At 69.0% G+C, this 14,006-nt stretch carries 13 protein-coding genes and 1 pseudogene; 10 read left to right on the plus strand and 4 right to left on the minus strand.

The window, feature by feature from the left end; all coding sequences use genetic code 11:
- From ORV05_RS08340 to ORV05_RS08370, 7 genes and pseudogenes are all read left to right on the plus strand, one after another.
- Positions 1–465: a nuclear transport factor 2 family protein gene (locus ORV05_RS08340; RefSeq protein ID WP_268757863.1), complete on the plus strand. Its 465-nt coding sequence runs from the start codon at positions 1–3 to the stop codon at positions 463–465.
- Positions 462–1,232, plus strand: coding sequence for an HpcH/HpaI aldolase family protein (locus ORV05_RS08345; protein WP_268757864.1), 771 nt, complete (start codon positions 462–464; stop codon positions 1,230–1,232). The genes ORV05_RS08340 and ORV05_RS08345 overlap by 4 nt, the downstream gene beginning before the upstream one ends.
- Positions 1,229–2,845, plus strand: coding sequence for a bifunctional 3-(3-hydroxy-phenyl)propionate/3-hydroxycinnamic acid hydroxylase MhpA (gene mhpA, locus ORV05_RS08350; RefSeq protein ID WP_268757865.1), 1,617 nt, complete (start codon positions 1,229–1,231; stop codon positions 2,843–2,845). The genes ORV05_RS08345 and mhpA overlap by 4 nt, the downstream gene beginning before the upstream one ends.
- Positions 2,846–2,889: 44 nt before the next feature.
- On the plus strand, positions 2,890–4,878 hold the full coding sequence (locus ORV05_RS08355; protein WP_268757866.1) for a flavin-containing monooxygenase: 1,989 nt from the start codon (positions 2,890–2,892) through the stop codon (positions 4,876–4,878).
- Positions 4,875–6,455 (plus strand): FAD-dependent monooxygenase, encoded by a 1,581-nt coding sequence (locus tag ORV05_RS08360; protein WP_268757867.1) that lies wholly within the window; start codon positions 4,875–4,877, stop codon positions 6,453–6,455. The genes ORV05_RS08355 and ORV05_RS08360 overlap by 4 nt, the downstream gene beginning before the upstream one ends.
- A gap of 49 nt (positions 6,456–6,504) precedes the next feature.
- Positions 6,505–7,341, plus strand: a complete 837-nt coding sequence (locus tag ORV05_RS08365) for a fumarylacetoacetate hydrolase family protein (protein ID WP_268757868.1) — start codon at positions 6,505–6,507, stop codon at positions 7,339–7,341.
- Positions 7,342–7,697: 356 nt separating this feature from the next.
- Positions 7,698–7,844: pseudogene (locus ORV05_RS08370) on the plus strand (TetR family transcriptional regulator); the annotation flags it as partial.
- A gap of 213 nt (positions 7,845–8,057) precedes the next feature.
- On the opposite strand, the gene ORV05_RS08375 reads toward ORV05_RS08370, so the two are convergent.
- The 4 genes from ORV05_RS08375 to ORV05_RS08390 form a co-directional block, all read right to left on the minus strand.
- Positions 8,058–8,984 (minus strand): LLM class flavin-dependent oxidoreductase, encoded by a 927-nt coding sequence (locus tag ORV05_RS08375; protein ID WP_268757869.1) that lies wholly within the window; start codon positions 8,982–8,984, stop codon positions 8,058–8,060.
- A 154-nt stretch (positions 8,985–9,138) separates the two neighbouring features.
- Positions 9,139–10,074 (minus strand): VOC family protein, encoded by a 936-nt coding sequence (locus tag ORV05_RS08380; RefSeq protein ID WP_268757870.1) that lies wholly within the window; start codon positions 10,072–10,074, stop codon positions 9,139–9,141.
- Positions 10,075–10,102: 28 nt separating this feature from the next.
- Positions 10,103–10,948, minus strand: a complete 846-nt coding sequence (locus ORV05_RS08385; RefSeq protein ID WP_268757871.1) for a fumarylacetoacetate hydrolase family protein — start codon at positions 10,946–10,948, stop codon at positions 10,103–10,105.
- A gap of 313 nt (positions 10,949–11,261) precedes the next feature.
- A complete protein-coding gene (locus tag ORV05_RS08390) occupies positions 11,262–11,954 on the minus strand; it encodes a GntR family transcriptional regulator (RefSeq protein ID WP_268757872.1) in 693 nt (230 codons plus the stop codon).
- 208 nt (positions 11,955–12,162) lie between these two features.
- On the opposite strand from ORV05_RS08390, the gene ORV05_RS08395 reads away from it, so the two are divergent.
- The 3 genes from ORV05_RS08395 (at position 12,163) to ORV05_RS08405 (ending at position 13,830) form a co-directional block, all read left to right on the plus strand.
- A complete protein-coding gene (locus ORV05_RS08395; protein ID WP_268757873.1) occupies positions 12,163–13,038 on the plus strand; it encodes an NAD(P)-dependent oxidoreductase in 876 nt (291 codons plus the stop codon).
- Complete coding sequence (locus ORV05_RS08400; protein ID WP_268757874.1) at positions 13,038–13,343, plus strand: Dabb family protein; 306 nt, start codon at positions 13,038–13,040, stop codon at positions 13,341–13,343. The genes ORV05_RS08395 and ORV05_RS08400 overlap by 1 nt, the downstream gene beginning before the upstream one ends.
- An 88-nt stretch (positions 13,344–13,431) precedes the next feature.
- Positions 13,432–13,830, plus strand: a complete 399-nt coding sequence (locus ORV05_RS08405) for a YciI family protein (protein ID WP_268757875.1) — start codon at positions 13,432–13,434, stop codon at positions 13,828–13,830.
- The last annotated feature ends 176 nt before the right edge of the window (positions 13,831–14,006 follow it).

Consider the following 14,006-nt stretch of genomic DNA (forward strand, 5'->3'; position numbering starts at 1 on the left):
ATGAGCGACTACCGCCCCGTCGACGCGGCGGCCCGCGTCGAGATCGAGCAGCTGATCGCGGAGATGCTGTACCGCCTCGACCACAACCAGGCGGACACCACCTGGGAGCTGTACACCGAGGACGGCGTCTCGGTCGGCCCACTGGGTGACATGGACCGCGAGGCCATGAAGGCCTGGGGTGCCCAGCGCGCCAAGCAGACCGACATCGTCAGCCGGCACTTCATCGGCGGGATCCGCCTCGTGTGGGACGGCGAGGAGGTCGACGGCACGGTGCAGTACCTGACCTTCCGCGACACCAACGAGCCGCAGACGCAGCCCGCCTCGGTCGGCGAGTTCCGCGAGCGGTACCGCAGGGTCGACGGGCAGTGGCGGTTCGCCCGCCGCGAGATCGTGCCGGTCTTCGGCGGCAAGGCGGCCGCCGCGCACGCCGCGCGGCTGGCCGGGCGAGAGGGGCCGGCGCAGTGAAGCAGGCAGCTCTCGGCGGCGGCAACCCCGTTCTGTACCACCAGTCGGTGCCGTCGTTCTCGATGCCGGAGTGGGCGGCGGCAGCCGGCTACGACGGGGTGGTGCTCGACCTCCAGCACGGCGAGCTGGGCCTGGAGGCGGCCTGCGGGATCCTGCGCTCGCTGCCGCGTCAGAGCGCGTACTCATACGCGCGGGTGGGTTCGGTGGATCCCGCGCCGGTCCTGCGGCTGCTCGACAGCGGGGCCCGCGGCATCATCGCGCCCGCGATCGAATCCCGGGCCGAGGCCGAGGCGCTGGTCGCCGCGGTCCACTACCCCCCGGTCGGCAACCGCAGCCTTGGCCCGTCCAGACCCGCGCTTTACCAGGGCGCCTCGTACACCGAGGCCGGCAACCGCGCCGTATCCGCCATCGCCCAGATCGAGACGAAGACCGGCGTGGACCGTGCCGAGGAGATCATCTCGACCCCGGGACTGGACTCCATCTACATCGGACCGGCCGACCTGGCCGTCTCCTACGGACTGCCCGGGCGGGGCGACTGGGCGGACGGCCCCGTGCGGGAGGCGATCGCGCACCTGCGCGAGGTGACGACCGCACACGGCGTCACCCTGGGCATCTACTCGGGGCAGCCGGCGTACGCGGCCGGCCTGTTCGCCGCCAGCCTGGTCGACTACGTGGCCCTCGGCATCGACCTCGTCCTGCTGAACCGCGCGTTCGCCGACACCATCGCCGCGCTGGACTCGGCGCGATCTTCTGGGAGCACCGCATGAGCAAGACCACCGCCGATGTCCTCGTGATCGGTGCGGGGCCCGTCGGCCTCACCCTCGCGAACCTGTTGGGGCAGCAGGGCGTCGAAGTCCTCCTCGTCGAGCAGGGCGAGGAGCTGATCGACTACCCACGGGCCGTGGGCGTCGACGACGAGGCGCTGCGCGCGATGCAGACCGCCGGGCTCGTCGACGAGGTGCTCCCGCACACCATCCCCGACCAGAAGATCTACATGGTCAACGGGGAACGGATGATCCTGTCCGAAGTGAACCCGACGACGCGCGAGTTCGGCTGGCCGCGCCGCAACGGATTCGTGCAGCCGCTGGTCGACCAGGTGCTGCTCGCCGGCCTGGATCGCTTCCCGAACGCCGCCGTACGGTTCGGCGCCGAGGTCACCGATCTCGTCGAAGACGCGGACGGCGTGGTGGCCACCCTCGCGGGCGGCGGGACCGTCCGCGCCCGGTACGTGGTCGCCGCCGAGGGCGGGGCTTCACCCACCCGCAAGCGCCTCGGCATCTCGTTCGAGGGCGAGACCCGGCCGACCGACGGCATCGTGATCGACGTCGCCAACGACCCGATCGGCACGCCCCATGCCGTCTTCGGCGGGGACCCGGCCCGCAGCTACGCCTCCATCGCGCTGCCGCACGGCATCCGACGCTGGGAGTTCACACTCTTCGAGGACGAGCCCGCCGACCTCGTCGACGACGACGCCTACATCTTCGGGCTGCTCGCACCGCACGTGCCGGACCCGTCCAAGCTCGACATCATCCGCCGCCGCGTGTACCGGCACCACGCCCGTATCGCCGGGCGGTTCCGCCACGGGCGGATCTTCCTCGCCGGTGACGCCGCCCATGTCATGCCGGTCGTCGGCGGCCAGGGCTGGAACTCGGGGATCCGTGACGCCTTCAACCTCGGCTGGAAGCTGGCCGCCGTCCTCAAGGGCCTCTCGACCGACGCTCTGCTGGACACCTACGAGACCGAACGGCGGGGCCACGTCACGCAGATGGTGGCCGTCTCCCTCGGAATGGCGAAGGAGATGACCGACCACGATCCCGAGAAGGCCGCCGAGCGCGACCGGATCGCCGCCAACCGCACCCCCGAGGAGCGGGAGGCCCAGAAGCGGCAGGCGTTCAAGCCCCAGCCGAAATTCGAACAGGGCGTCGTGGTGCACACCCCGCTGCCGACGTTCAAGACGCTGCCGGCTCGTGACGTGCCGCGTCTCGCCGGCTCGATCTTCCCGCAGCCGCGGGCCACCGACGCGGACGGCGTGGAGATGCTGCTCGACGAGGCCACCGGGCAGGGCTGGCGGGTGATCACCTGGAACAACGACCCGACGGCCTTCCTGCCGGCGGAGCGGCTCGCCGTGCTCGAGCGCCTCGGCGCCCACCTCGTGCAGGTCGTGCCGAAGACACAGCTGCCGTGGGCGCGCAAGCACGCCGCGACCGGCGTCACGGTCGTCGGCGACCTCGGTGGGGTGTCGAGCCTGCAGGCGTGGTTCGACGCACGCCCGGTCGGCGCGGTCATCGTCCGTCCCGACCACGTGATCGCCGCCGAGTGCCTCGCCCAGGAACTCGACGACGTACTCGGCAAGGTCTTCGAGGCCGCCTGCATCGCGTGATCCCGCCCTGTCCCCGAGCGAACCCCGAACACGATGGAGCGCTGATGCCCGACCCGAGCGAGGTCGCCGAGATCGACGACGTGTACTGGCGCGACGAGTACACGCCCATCACAGAGGACGACGCCTTCCTCGAACGCATCGTCGCAGAGGCCGACCTGCCGTCGCTGCTCACGGCGCTGGCGGCCCTGACCGGAGATCACACGCTGATCCCGGCGGAGCTGCGCCCCCCGCTTCCTCCCGTCGACACGACCCCGCCTGCGCACGGCGGCATGAGCGAGGCCGCGCAGGCTCAAGCGCGCGAGCTCGCGCTGCCCGCGCTCAAGCGCGTCCGCGATGAGGGGCTCATCTCGCCGCGCCTGCTGGAGCCCGAGGAAGCACGCACCCTTGTCGACTTCCTTACGGGCGGGGCGAGTGCCGAGGATGCGGCACTGATGATGCACGAGCTCGACCTGGTCACACAGCGTCCGGGAGCACCGACTTGGCACATCGACGAGGTCGCGCCCGGCCGCGACTTCGAAGTCGCGGTGATCGGCACCGGGATGAGCGGCATCGCAGCCATGTACCGGCTCAAGCAGGCGGGCGTACGGTTCGTCGCGTTCGAGAAGCACCCCGAGGTCGGCGGCACCTGGTGGGCCAACACCTACCCCGGCGTACGTCTCGACACCCCGACCTTCGGCTACAGCTTCTCCTTCGCCCAGCGGGCTGACTGGCCCAACGCCTACGCCGAGGGCGCGGAGATCGAGGCGTACGCCGTCGAGATCGTCGATCGCGCCAAGCTGCGTGAGCACATCGAGTTCAACACCGAGGTCATCTCGATGACCTGGGACGAAGCATCGGGCACCTGGGAGGTCGTCGTACGGCGCGACGGCGCCGAGCAGTACCGGCGGTTCCACGCCGTCGTCGCCGCGACCGGGCAGCTGGAGAAGCCGAACATCCCGGAGATCCCCGGACAGGACGACTTCGGCGGCGTACAGATGCACTCCGCGCGGTGGGACCACAACGTGGACCTGACCGGGAAGCGCGTCGCGGTGGTCGGCACCGGCGCCAGCGCCTACCAGATCGTCCCGGGCATCATCGACCGAGTCGCCCACCTCGATGTCTTCCAGCGGTCCGGACCGTGGACGGTTCCCGCCCCGAACTACCACGACCCGGTACCGCCGGCCCTGGCCTGGCTCAGCGACCACGTCCCGCACTACGGGCAGTGGTTCCGATTCCAGGCGTTCTGGGGTGCCCGCACGGGACGGCTGCACACCGTCAAGGTCGATCCGGAGTGGAACCGCACCGACTCGGTATCGGCAACCAACCTGCGGGTGCGTGAGGCACTCACCGCGATCATGCGCGAGCAGTGGGCAGACCGTCCCGACATGCTTTCTGTCGTCGTGCCCGCGTATCCCCCCGGCGGCAAGCGCATGCTCCGCGACAACGGCGTGTGGACGCACGCACTGCACCAGGAGCACGCCGATCTCGTCACCTCCCCGATCGAACGGTTCACGTCGGACGGCATCGTCACCGCCGACGGCGAGCAGCACCCGGTCGACGCCGTGATCTACGCGACCGGGTTCAAGGCGTCCGACTACCTCGACCCGATCGTGGTCACCGGGCCGTCCGGGCAGACACTCAAGGAGCAGTGGAACGGTGATGCGACGGCCTGGGCCGGTATCGCCGTGCCCGGCTTCCCGAACCTCTTCCTCATCCAGGGGCCCAACACGAACTACGTCGTGCACGGCCAGTTCCACTTCATGATCGAATGCGGGGTCGAGTTCACCACCGAGGCGATCCACCAGCTGCTGCGGCGCGGGGCGGCCTCGCTCGAAGTCAAGCAGGAGCCCCTGGACCGCTTCCTCGCGTGGATCGACCAGGGCAATGCCGAGTGCGCATGGGGGCAGTCACAGGTACGCACCTGGTACAAGAACTCCCGGGGCCGGGTCTCGCAGGTATGGCCGTACAGCCATCTCGAGTACTGGACGCTGACACGGGGCGCCGACTTCGACACCGACTTCACGTTCCGCCCACGACCTGAGGCGACACCGTGACAGCGCGCCGTGACGTGCTCGTGGTGGGTGCCGGTCCGATCGGGCTCGTCGCCGCCCTCCTGCTCGCCGATGCGGGTGTGCGTACGACGCTCGTGGAGAAGGAGACCGAACCGGGAGACCTGCCTCGCGCGATCAGCCTCCAGGACGAGTCGTTCCGCACCCTCGAGCAGCTCGGTGTGGCCGACGCGCTCAAGGCCGAGTCCCTGCTCGACACGGGTAGTCGCTACTTCGGGCTCGGGGACCGCCTCCTGCTCGAGGCGAGGCCGGTCGCGTCCCGGCTGGGGCATCCCGCCAAGACCCAGTTCGACCAGCCGATCCTGGAGCGGCTGCTGTGGGAGCGAGCGGTCGCGCACGAGGGACTCGAATTCCTGCGCGGCGCCGAGGCAACGGCGATCACGCAGGACAGCGACGGGGCCGGCGTGACCGTGACCGTCGGAGAGAAGACACGGACCCTGACCTCCGACTGGCTGATCGGCGCCGACGGCGGGCGCAGCTTCACCCGCCGGGCGGTCGGGATCGATCTGGCCGGCACCACCCAACCGCAGCGGTGGATCGTCGTCGATCTGCACAACGAGCCGCACGCGCGGGGCCCGTTCGCCGAATTCCACGGCGACGGGGAGCGGCCGTACGTGCTCGTGCCCGGCGTCAAGGGACGCCTGCGGATCGAGTTCATGCTCTTCGACGACGAGGACCCCGAGGAGATGACGACGCCGGAGCGGATCCGCGAACTGGTCGTGCCGCGCTTCCGGGCCGAGCTGGCACCGGATGACGTGCGCCGCGCGGCCGTGTACATCGCGCACCAGCGTGTCGCGCGGACGTACCGTGCGGGGCGTACGTTCCTGGTCGGTGACGCCGCACACCTGATGCCGCCGTTCGCGGGCCAGGGCCTGAACGCCGGTATCCGCGACGCGACCAACCTCACCTGGAAGCTGATCGAGGCGATCAGCGGCGGCGCGACCGAGCGGCTGCTGGATTCGTACGAGGTCGAGCGCCGCACCCACGGAGCCGCGATGGTGAGGGTTTCGCGCCGCATCGGCGGGGTCGTCATGGCGACCCACCCGGTCGTCACGCGCTTACGCGACACCGTCGTCCGCACGGTCAGCCTGATCCCCCGGGTACGCGAATTCCTCGCCAACATGCGCTTCATCGCACCACCCGACTACTCCACCGGAGTCGCCATTGCGTCCCACGGCGTCACCCTCGACACCGTGACGGTCGGCCGCGCCCTGAGCCAGCCGGTCGTACGCGACGCCACCGGTGCCGAGCGTGGACTCGACGCCCACCTCGGGCGCGGGTGGACGCTGCTGCAGATCGGAGGTTCGCCCGACGCGGCGGTCGACGCGTACTGGGACGCGATCGGCGCGAACCGGCTGTGCGTCCGCGCACCGGGCGGCGAGCCGACCGACGGCATCGTCACCGAGACCACCGCGGTGCTCACCTCCGGCACCGGCCCCCTTCCGGTCTTCGTCGCGGTACGTCCCGACCGCTACGTCGCGGCGGTATTCGACTCCGCCGGCGAGCAACGCGTCGTCGAGCGCCTCCGCGCCTTCATCGATGACCGCTGCCGACCGGACTGATCCATACTCCGAAATCCCGCACTCGAGCCCACCACGGAACAGGAACCCGATGAGCAAGTTCGTCAGTTACTACCGCGCCGACCACAGCATTGCCTGGGGGCGTCTCGACGCCGAGACCATCTATGACGCGACCCCAGCAGCACCCTCGCTTGCCGAAGCCATCGCCGCCGGCGCCCTCGATTCCTTGGCCCACTACACCGATCGCGCGGTGGCGCTCGACGATGTACGGCTCGCTCCGGTCATCCCGGAGCCCGGCAAGATCATCTGCATCGGGGTGAACTACCGCAGCCACCAGGACGAGATCGGCAAGGCGGCTCCCCAGGCCCCGGTCGTGTTCGCCCGCTTCGCCGACAGCCAGATGGGCCATGGCGAGGACGCCCTCAAGCCGGTGCACTCCACGCAGTTCGACTACGAGGGCGAGGTGGCTCTGGTCATCTCCAAGCCCGCGCATCAGGTCTCCAAGGCCGAGGCCTACGACCACGTCGCCGGCTATGCCGTGTACAACGACTTCTCGGTGCGCGATTGGCAGCGTGCCGCCAGTCAGTGGCTGCCCGGCAAAACCTGGCCGGGGACCGGGGGCTTCGGTCCTTGTCTGGTAACAGCCGACGAGGTCGGCGATGTCACCGAACTCGAACTCACGACCCGGGTCAACGGTGAGGTACGCCAGCGCGGCAAGGTCGCCGATCTGATCAACGACATTCCCTCGATCATCGAGTACGTCACCACGTTCACCCCGCTTGCGCCCGGCGACGTCATCGTCACCGGCACGCCGGGCGGTGTCGGGCTCTTCATGGAGCCGCCGGGATTCATCGTCGACGGTGACGTCGTCGAAGTCGAAGTCAGCAAACTCGGGACGCTTCGCAACACTGTCCGCGACGTCTCCTGACCGGCGTAGGGCGGCAGGGCATCAGGCCCGTTGGTGAATGGTCACGTGGCTGGTCGTGACGACCGGCTTGAGGGGCGGCAGTCCTGCCTGTACTGCTGCGTCGGCCCTTTTTCGGGGTTGAGTAGCAGCGGTTCGCCTCCATGCCGGTGGAGTTGCTGACGGATGAGCAGGCCTTCCTGGATGACGAGGACCGGTGGCTGATCGGGAAACGCCGGGGCGATCATTCGCGCCTGGGGTTCGCGTTGGGGCCGGAAGTCCCGGACTTTCCTGTACGGGCGGGCGTAGACACACGCGGAGGGGCCGGTGGCGTTGTTCAACCACCAGGCCCGCCTGCACGTCCCACGCCTGGCCCGTCTCTGATCCTGGACGCGGCGTCGGCCGAATTCGGCGCACGCGGCTACGCGGGCGCGCGGATCAGCGCGATCGCGGCCAGGGCGGGCGTCAACCAGCAACTGATCTCGTACTACTTCGACGGCAAAGAGGGCCTCTACCAGGCCATGTCGCAGCAGTGGCAGCAGCGGCGGCGTGAGCTGACGCCGCCGGGCACCCCGCTGCCCGAACAGCTGCACCGCCACGCGCTGGAAGCGCTGGCCAATCCGGCCGGACTCCGGAGCCCGCCCTCGCCCCCTGGATGCTGCACGCGGAGCCGAAGCCGAAGCCCCAGTCCGCCGAGCACCAATAAGGACTCGGATCACAGGTTGATCAGCCGTACGCCCTCACCGAGGGGGTGCTCCGGGGCGGTCACGTTGCCGATCCTGGAGTGCCGCACGGACACGCGGGATGACGTCGTCGCCAAAGTGTCGCACCTGATCGACGGATTCGCTCTGGGGGACGAAATTGATGGTGTCGAAGCGTTCGTCGGTGACGAACTCGGTGATGATCTGGGCCCAGCTCTCGGCGTTGGCGTGGATCGGGGTGTTGCCGCGACCGGTACGTGGCCGGGAGGCGGTCGCGCCGTCGATGAGGCCGACGAGTTGGATCACGCGGTGGATGTCGGTCGGCTGTCGACCGGCGGCACGGGCGGCGGCGTCGATGCGGTCTTGCGCGGCTGGCTTGGTGTCGAAGGCCGTCGCCAGGGGAGCTATCCAACCGTCGGCCTTGGCTCCGAGCAGGTTGAGCATGCGGGGGCCAGCGGCGCCGAGCCAGATTCCGATCCGGTGGGCCGGGGGCGGGCCGCTGGCCGCGTCGATGAGCGGGTAGTGGCCGTCGGAGACGTTCAGAACGCGGTCCGCGGTCCACAACGCCCGGATCGTGTCGATGGCTTCGCTGGTCGCGGCGACGGTTTCACCGGGGCTCCAGCGGGGGCCGCCGAGTCCGGCGATCTGGTCCCATGCCCGGCCGCCGCCGAGTCCGAGTTCGAAGCGGCCACCGCTGAGCAGGTCGATGCTGGCGCTGGTCTTGGCCAGCATGGGCGCGGGCCGCAGTGGCAGGTTGGCGACGTTGGTCATGAGCCGGATCCGGCTGGTCGTGGTCGCCAGGTGCGCGATGAGGGTGAAGGTGTCCACGTAGTGGGGCACATACGGGTGGTCCTGAATGGACACATAGTCGAAGCCGGTCGACTCCGCGGCCTGCGCCTTCTCGGTGAGCTGGGGTAGTCCTTCGACATGGGGGCTGAGGAACACCCCGAACCGCGGGCCTGACATGGGTACTCCTGGTGTCGAAGATGGTGGTGGGCGCCCCGCCCCGACTCGTTGATCAGCGGGGGTGAATCCTGTCCAGGGCTTGCGTCGTTCTGGATTGCGGCCATGGCTCACGCCGTGATCACCGATCAGGGCCGCGATCGTGACGAAAAATCCCTCAGGGAGCGGAATGGGCACCCGTCATCAGGGCGGCGAGGTCCTCGGGCTTGATGAACGACGGCGGGGGTGGGGGACCCCAGCTGAACAGACCCTTGGCGCCTTCCAGGGTTTCCGGCGTCCACAGCTGGTCCTCGACTATGCAGTCCATGTCCGAGTAGTACTCGCTGAAGTTGCCCGCCGGATCCATGAGGTACCAGAAGAAGTTGGAGCCCGCGTGGTGCCGTCCCAAACCCCACACATGCCTTTCCGGATGGTCCTCCAGCATGGCCATCGCGCCGCGGCCGACCTCGTCGACATCGTCCACCTGCCACGAGGTGTGGTGCAGGTAGGGGATCGGCGCCCGGAGGACGAGGACGTTGTGGTGGTCGGTCGAGCACCGCAGGAAAGCGCCTTCGCCCGCGATCCGGTCGGAGAGCCTGAATCCGAGGCCCTCAAGGAAGAAACGCTCGGTCGCCTCGACATCGGGCGTGCCGAGGACGACGTGCCCGAGCTTGCGCGGCCGCACAGCCGTCTCGCGCAGCACGCCGGGCGCCCGGCTGCCCGCCCGCTCGACCCGGCCCGGACCGTTGTAAGCCGTCGCCCGCACCGCGGGTTGTATCAGCCGCGGTGCGATACGCACGAACGCACGCGTGCCCGTCACCGGCTCGACGACACCGATCCCGGCCGGGTACTGCTCTGCCCGGATCCCGAGTGCGGCGAGCCGGGAGGTGATCCGGCCGAGATCCTCGTGGTCGTCCGCGTGGATGGTCAGCGCCACCAGGCGGCGGCTCGGCGCCGGCACCAGGCGCAGTTGCTCCCCGCCGTCGAGAGTGCTGAACGCAGCGCTGCCGTCGCTGGTCTCCGCTGGGCTCAGCCCGAATTCCTCGTAGTAGTGGGCGGTTTCCGCGACGTTCGGTACCCCGATCACCACGGAGGCGAGACGGTGCAGACTCATGAGCTTGGTCTCCTTCCGGATTGGCCCCTCAGGCTTGGACGAAGCGCTGGCGCAACTCGCCGATACCCCGCGCGAAGCTCACGAGCTCGTCACCGGGCTGCAGGAAACGTTGTGGCTCGCGGCCGAGGCCGACGCCGGACGGAGTGCCGGTGAAGATGACGTCGCCGGGCAGGAGCGGGGTCACCCTGGACAGTCCTTCGATGAGCCGGGGGACCGAGAACAGCAGGTCGCTGGTACGGCCGTGCTGCAGCACCTCGCCGTCCACCGAGCAGCCGATCTCGATGTCGTCCGGGTCGTCGAACTCGTCGACCGTCACCAGCCACGGGCCGAACGGCGCGAATCCAGGGAACGACTTGCCGAGGCTGAACTGCGGTGCGGGGCCGGCGAGCTGACTGACCCGTTCGGAGATGTCCTGCCCGACCGCCAGACCGGCCACACAGGACCACGCCTCGTCCGCGCTCACCCGATGCGCGCGGCGGCCCAGCACGGCGACCAGTTCCACCTCCCAGTCGACCTTTCCGCCGGGAGGCAGTTCCACGGTGGTGCGGGCCCCGGCGAGGGAGGTCCGGAACTTCGTGAAGACGGGCGGGAACTGGCTGGGCACCTCGAAGTCGGATTCGGCGGCGTGGTCGGAGTAGTTCAGCCCGATCGCGAACACCTGCGCGGGGGTGGGCGCCGGGGCCTCCAGTGACCCGGCGTCAAACGGGATGGCCTCCTCGGCAGCGACTCCCGCGGCCCAGGTGCGGAACTCGTCCCACACCTCATAGACGGCCTGCGGGTCCGCCCCGAAACGGCCGTCCGACGCTTTTTCCACGTCCACCGCGCCGTCCCCGATCAGCAGGGCCGCTCGTCCGGACACATTGGCAAAACGCACGATCAGTCTCCTTCGACACAAACCGGCCGCGAGGACCACGGTGTGCGGGACCGCGCGCGAGGTGACTGCCTCGTGGCGCCGGATCTTCAGTATCAGGCGGCTGGTTCGATAAGTCCAGAGATTTTCGACATTTACCGACCGTCATTCACCCACGGCGGACGGCACGGTGCGCCGTGGGTTCGACCTGGGAGCCGCGCGGCCTGCTGCCGTACACGGCCAGAGGGCTGGATGTCCCCGACGATCACGACCGTCGGGGAAGGTACGGAGACGCCGGGCCGGCGATCGTGTTGCGCCGGCGGCGGATCGGGTGAGCTCAGCCGCGCGCCGCGTCGACCGCGCCGCCTTCGACATGCCGCAGCAGCACGTCGGTGGTGTACCGGATGTGGCGGGTGAGCGCCGCGACCGCCGCCTCCTCGTCGTGCGCCAGGACGGCCTCGAGGATCGTCCGGTGCTCGCTCGCGATGTCCCGGTGTGTCGGATCAAAGGGCACCGACCAGCGCCGGTACAGCTCGGCGGAGTCACGCAAGGACCGGGCGATCGCGAGCAGTCTGGGGTTCGGGCAGCCCATCAGCAACGCGTCGTGGTACGCGGCGTGTGCCCGGGCCCATTCGTCCGAAAGTCGCGCCGGGTCGCCCTCGGACATCTGCGGGGTGTGCTGCAGTTGGTGATGGGCGGCGAGCACCTGTGACTCCCAAGCCACGCCACCGTTCGCGAGCGCCTCGCGCAACACCAGCGTCTCGATGGCGCAGCGCGCGTCGGTGAGGTGGCGCAGGTCCTCCACCGACAGCGAGCGCACGCGGAAGCCCAGCTGTGGCACCGATTCGACGAGGCCCTCGGCGGCGAGTCTCGACAAGGCTTCGCGAAGGACGCCGACGCTCGCGTCGTACCGCGGGGAGAGATCCGCGAACGGCAGCTTCGCCCCGGGTTCGTGCCGTCCGGCGAGGATGTCGGTGCGCAGCGCATCGTAGGTGCGCTCGACCCGCGTGACTGGTCGTTCGGGAGCCATGGCGTCCAGTCAACCATCTTCGAGCTTGGCCTTCAATGTCGAAAATCCTTGCAGTCTCCTCGTCGAGACTCGACGATGGCAGGTAATTTCGAAATTATGCTTGCTATTCGATCCTGGCGATGTCACGCTTGACCCGTTGCGAGACACCCCCCGGGGGGTCGGGGAACTCCCCGTCGATCACATTCACCACATTCACCAGGGAGTGAAGATGGAGATCGGGTTCGTCGGTGCCGGACGGATGGGCCGTCCGATGCTGGTCAATCTCGCGGCCGCCGGACATGACGTGACGGTCTACGAGCGCAACGCCGGAGTCCTGGCCAGCCTGCGGGAAGAGGGGGTGCGGCCGGCCGGATCGGTGCGCGACCTGGCCCGGCTGCCGATCACGCTGAGCATGCTGCCCGACGGTGACTCCGCGGTCGAGTTCCTGCTGGGCGACGACGGCCTGCTCACGGCGGCCCGTCCCGGGCACTGTCACGTGCTGATGGGGACGGTCGGGCCCGAGTTGGTGCGGGAACTGTCCGCGGAGGCGGCCAAGAGGGACGTCCGGCTCGCCGATGCCCCGGTGTCCGGGAGCGTGGCCGCGGCGAGCGCACGCTCGATCGTGACCATGGTCGGGGCCGACGCCGACGTCTACGAGCGGATCCAGCCCGTCCTCGCCACGATGACGGCCGCACAGCTGCATGCCGGACCGGTGGGTTCGGGATCCGCCGTGAAGCTGGCGGTCAATCTCGTCATCGCGGCCTTGAACCAGGCCGTCGCCGAGGCCCTGCTGCTGGGCGAAGCGGCCGGGATAGCCCCGGCGATCCTGTACGACGCGCTCGAGCGGGGCGCGGCGAACGCGCCCTTCGTCGGGCAGAAACGTGCTGCGTTCCTTGAACCTGACCGGACTCCGGTGGCGGCACCGGTCGCACTCATCGCCAAGGATGTGCGGCTCGCGCTCCAACTGGCCGACAGCCACGGCTGCCGCCTCCCCGGAACTCTGACGACGGCCAAGGTACTCGAGGAAGCGTGTGCCGCCGGCGACGGCGGTCTGGACATGGCGCAAGTGCTGCGGACCCTCAAGACCACGGAACAGGGGAAGTAATGATCCGGCACGTCGTGACCTTCGCGCTCAAGGAAGACACCAGCGCGGACGACCTCCGTGAAGTCGAAGAAGCCCTGGGAAAGCTGCCCGGCCTGATCCCGGAACTGGTCTCCTACGAGTTCGGCCGCGACCTCGGACTGAATGCGGGGAACGGCGGATTCGCGGTCACCGCGCTCGTGGAGAAACCCGAGTACGTCGGCAGCTACCTGGACCACCCCGAGCATCTCCGGATCAGGCACGAGATCCTCGGCCCGCACGTGGCCGGCAAGACCGCCGTCCAGTTCGCCGTGCCCGACCGGGACTAGTCACGACCGGCTGCGGGCTCGTCCGGCAATGGGACACTGTGTGCTCATTCCTCGATGATATTCGCCATCTAGTCAACGGAGTATTCTCATGTCAGAGCGCATCATGCCCTGGAAAGACATCGTCTCCTACTCGGAAGAACACGGCCTGCTCGCGAAGCAGATCTACGTCGTCTTCTCCGATCCGGTGAACGGCATCGGGCCAGTCCTGGATTCCCTCGACCCGCACGTGGAGTACCAGCGGAAACTGGAGCGGGACGGCATCATGTTCGCCGCCGGCCCGTTCGCCAGCGAGGATCTGCAGGAATGGAAAGGCGACGGAATGTTCGTCTACCGGGCCGATTCGCTGGAGGCCGCGACGGCACTCGCCGAGGCGGATCCGATGCACATCAGCGGGGCACGTACATTCCGCGTTCGGCAGTGGCTACTGAACGAGGGCACGTTTTCCGTGCAGCTGTTCTACTCGGGCGGAAAACCGAAAATCGTCTGAACAGCGGTACCGGTCGGAGGACCAGCGGTCAGCGTGGAAGTCGGGGGTGGACTGTGCGGGTCTTGGCGGCTGGACCGTGGCCTCGTACCGAACGGCGAGCTTGTCATACCTCGTCGCCACCGCACTGTTGCGCTTGAGCCGCTTGATCCCGCATTCCACCGCGTGCCGAGGCTTGT

This window comes from Amycolatopsis cynarae (assembly GCF_026802195.1).
Taxonomy (GTDB): domain Bacteria; phylum Actinomycetota; class Actinomycetes; order Mycobacteriales; family Pseudonocardiaceae; genus Amycolatopsis_E; species Amycolatopsis_E rhizosphaerae.

What these genes read in the sequence shown, in the direction of transcription:
- ORV05_RS08340 (WP_268757863.1), top strand. Translation starts at nt 1, where the DNA reads ATGAGCGACTACCGCCCCGTCGACGCGGCGGCCCGCGTCGAGATCGAG.
- mhpA (WP_268757865.1), top strand. Translation starts at nt 1,229, where the DNA reads ATGAGCAAGACCACCGCCGATGTCCTCGTGATCGGTGCGGGGCCCGTC.
- ORV05_RS08355 (WP_268757866.1), top strand. Translation starts at nt 2,890, where the DNA reads ATGCCCGACCCGAGCGAGGTCGCCGAGATCGACGACGTGTACTGGCGC.
- ORV05_RS08365 (WP_268757868.1), top strand. Translation starts at nt 6,505, where the DNA reads ATGAGCAAGTTCGTCAGTTACTACCGCGCCGACCACAGCATTGCCTGG.
- ORV05_RS08375 (WP_268757869.1), bottom strand. Translation starts at nt 8,984, where the DNA reads ATGTCAGGCCCGCGGTTCGGGGTGTTCCTCAGCCCCCATGTCGAAGGA.
- ORV05_RS08380 (WP_268757870.1), bottom strand. Translation starts at nt 10,074, where the DNA reads ATGAGTCTGCACCGTCTCGCCTCCGTGGTGATCGGGGTACCGAACGTC.
- ORV05_RS08390 (WP_268757872.1), bottom strand. Translation starts at nt 11,954, where the DNA reads ATGGCTCCCGAACGACCAGTCACGCGGGTCGAGCGCACCTACGATGCG.
- ORV05_RS08395 (WP_268757873.1), top strand. Translation starts at nt 12,163, where the DNA reads ATGGAGATCGGGTTCGTCGGTGCCGGACGGATGGGCCGTCCGATGCTG.
- ORV05_RS08400 (WP_268757874.1), top strand. Translation starts at nt 13,038, where the DNA reads ATGATCCGGCACGTCGTGACCTTCGCGCTCAAGGAAGACACCAGCGCG.
- ORV05_RS08405 (WP_268757875.1), top strand. Translation starts at nt 13,432, where the DNA reads ATGTCAGAGCGCATCATGCCCTGGAAAGACATCGTCTCCTACTCGGAA.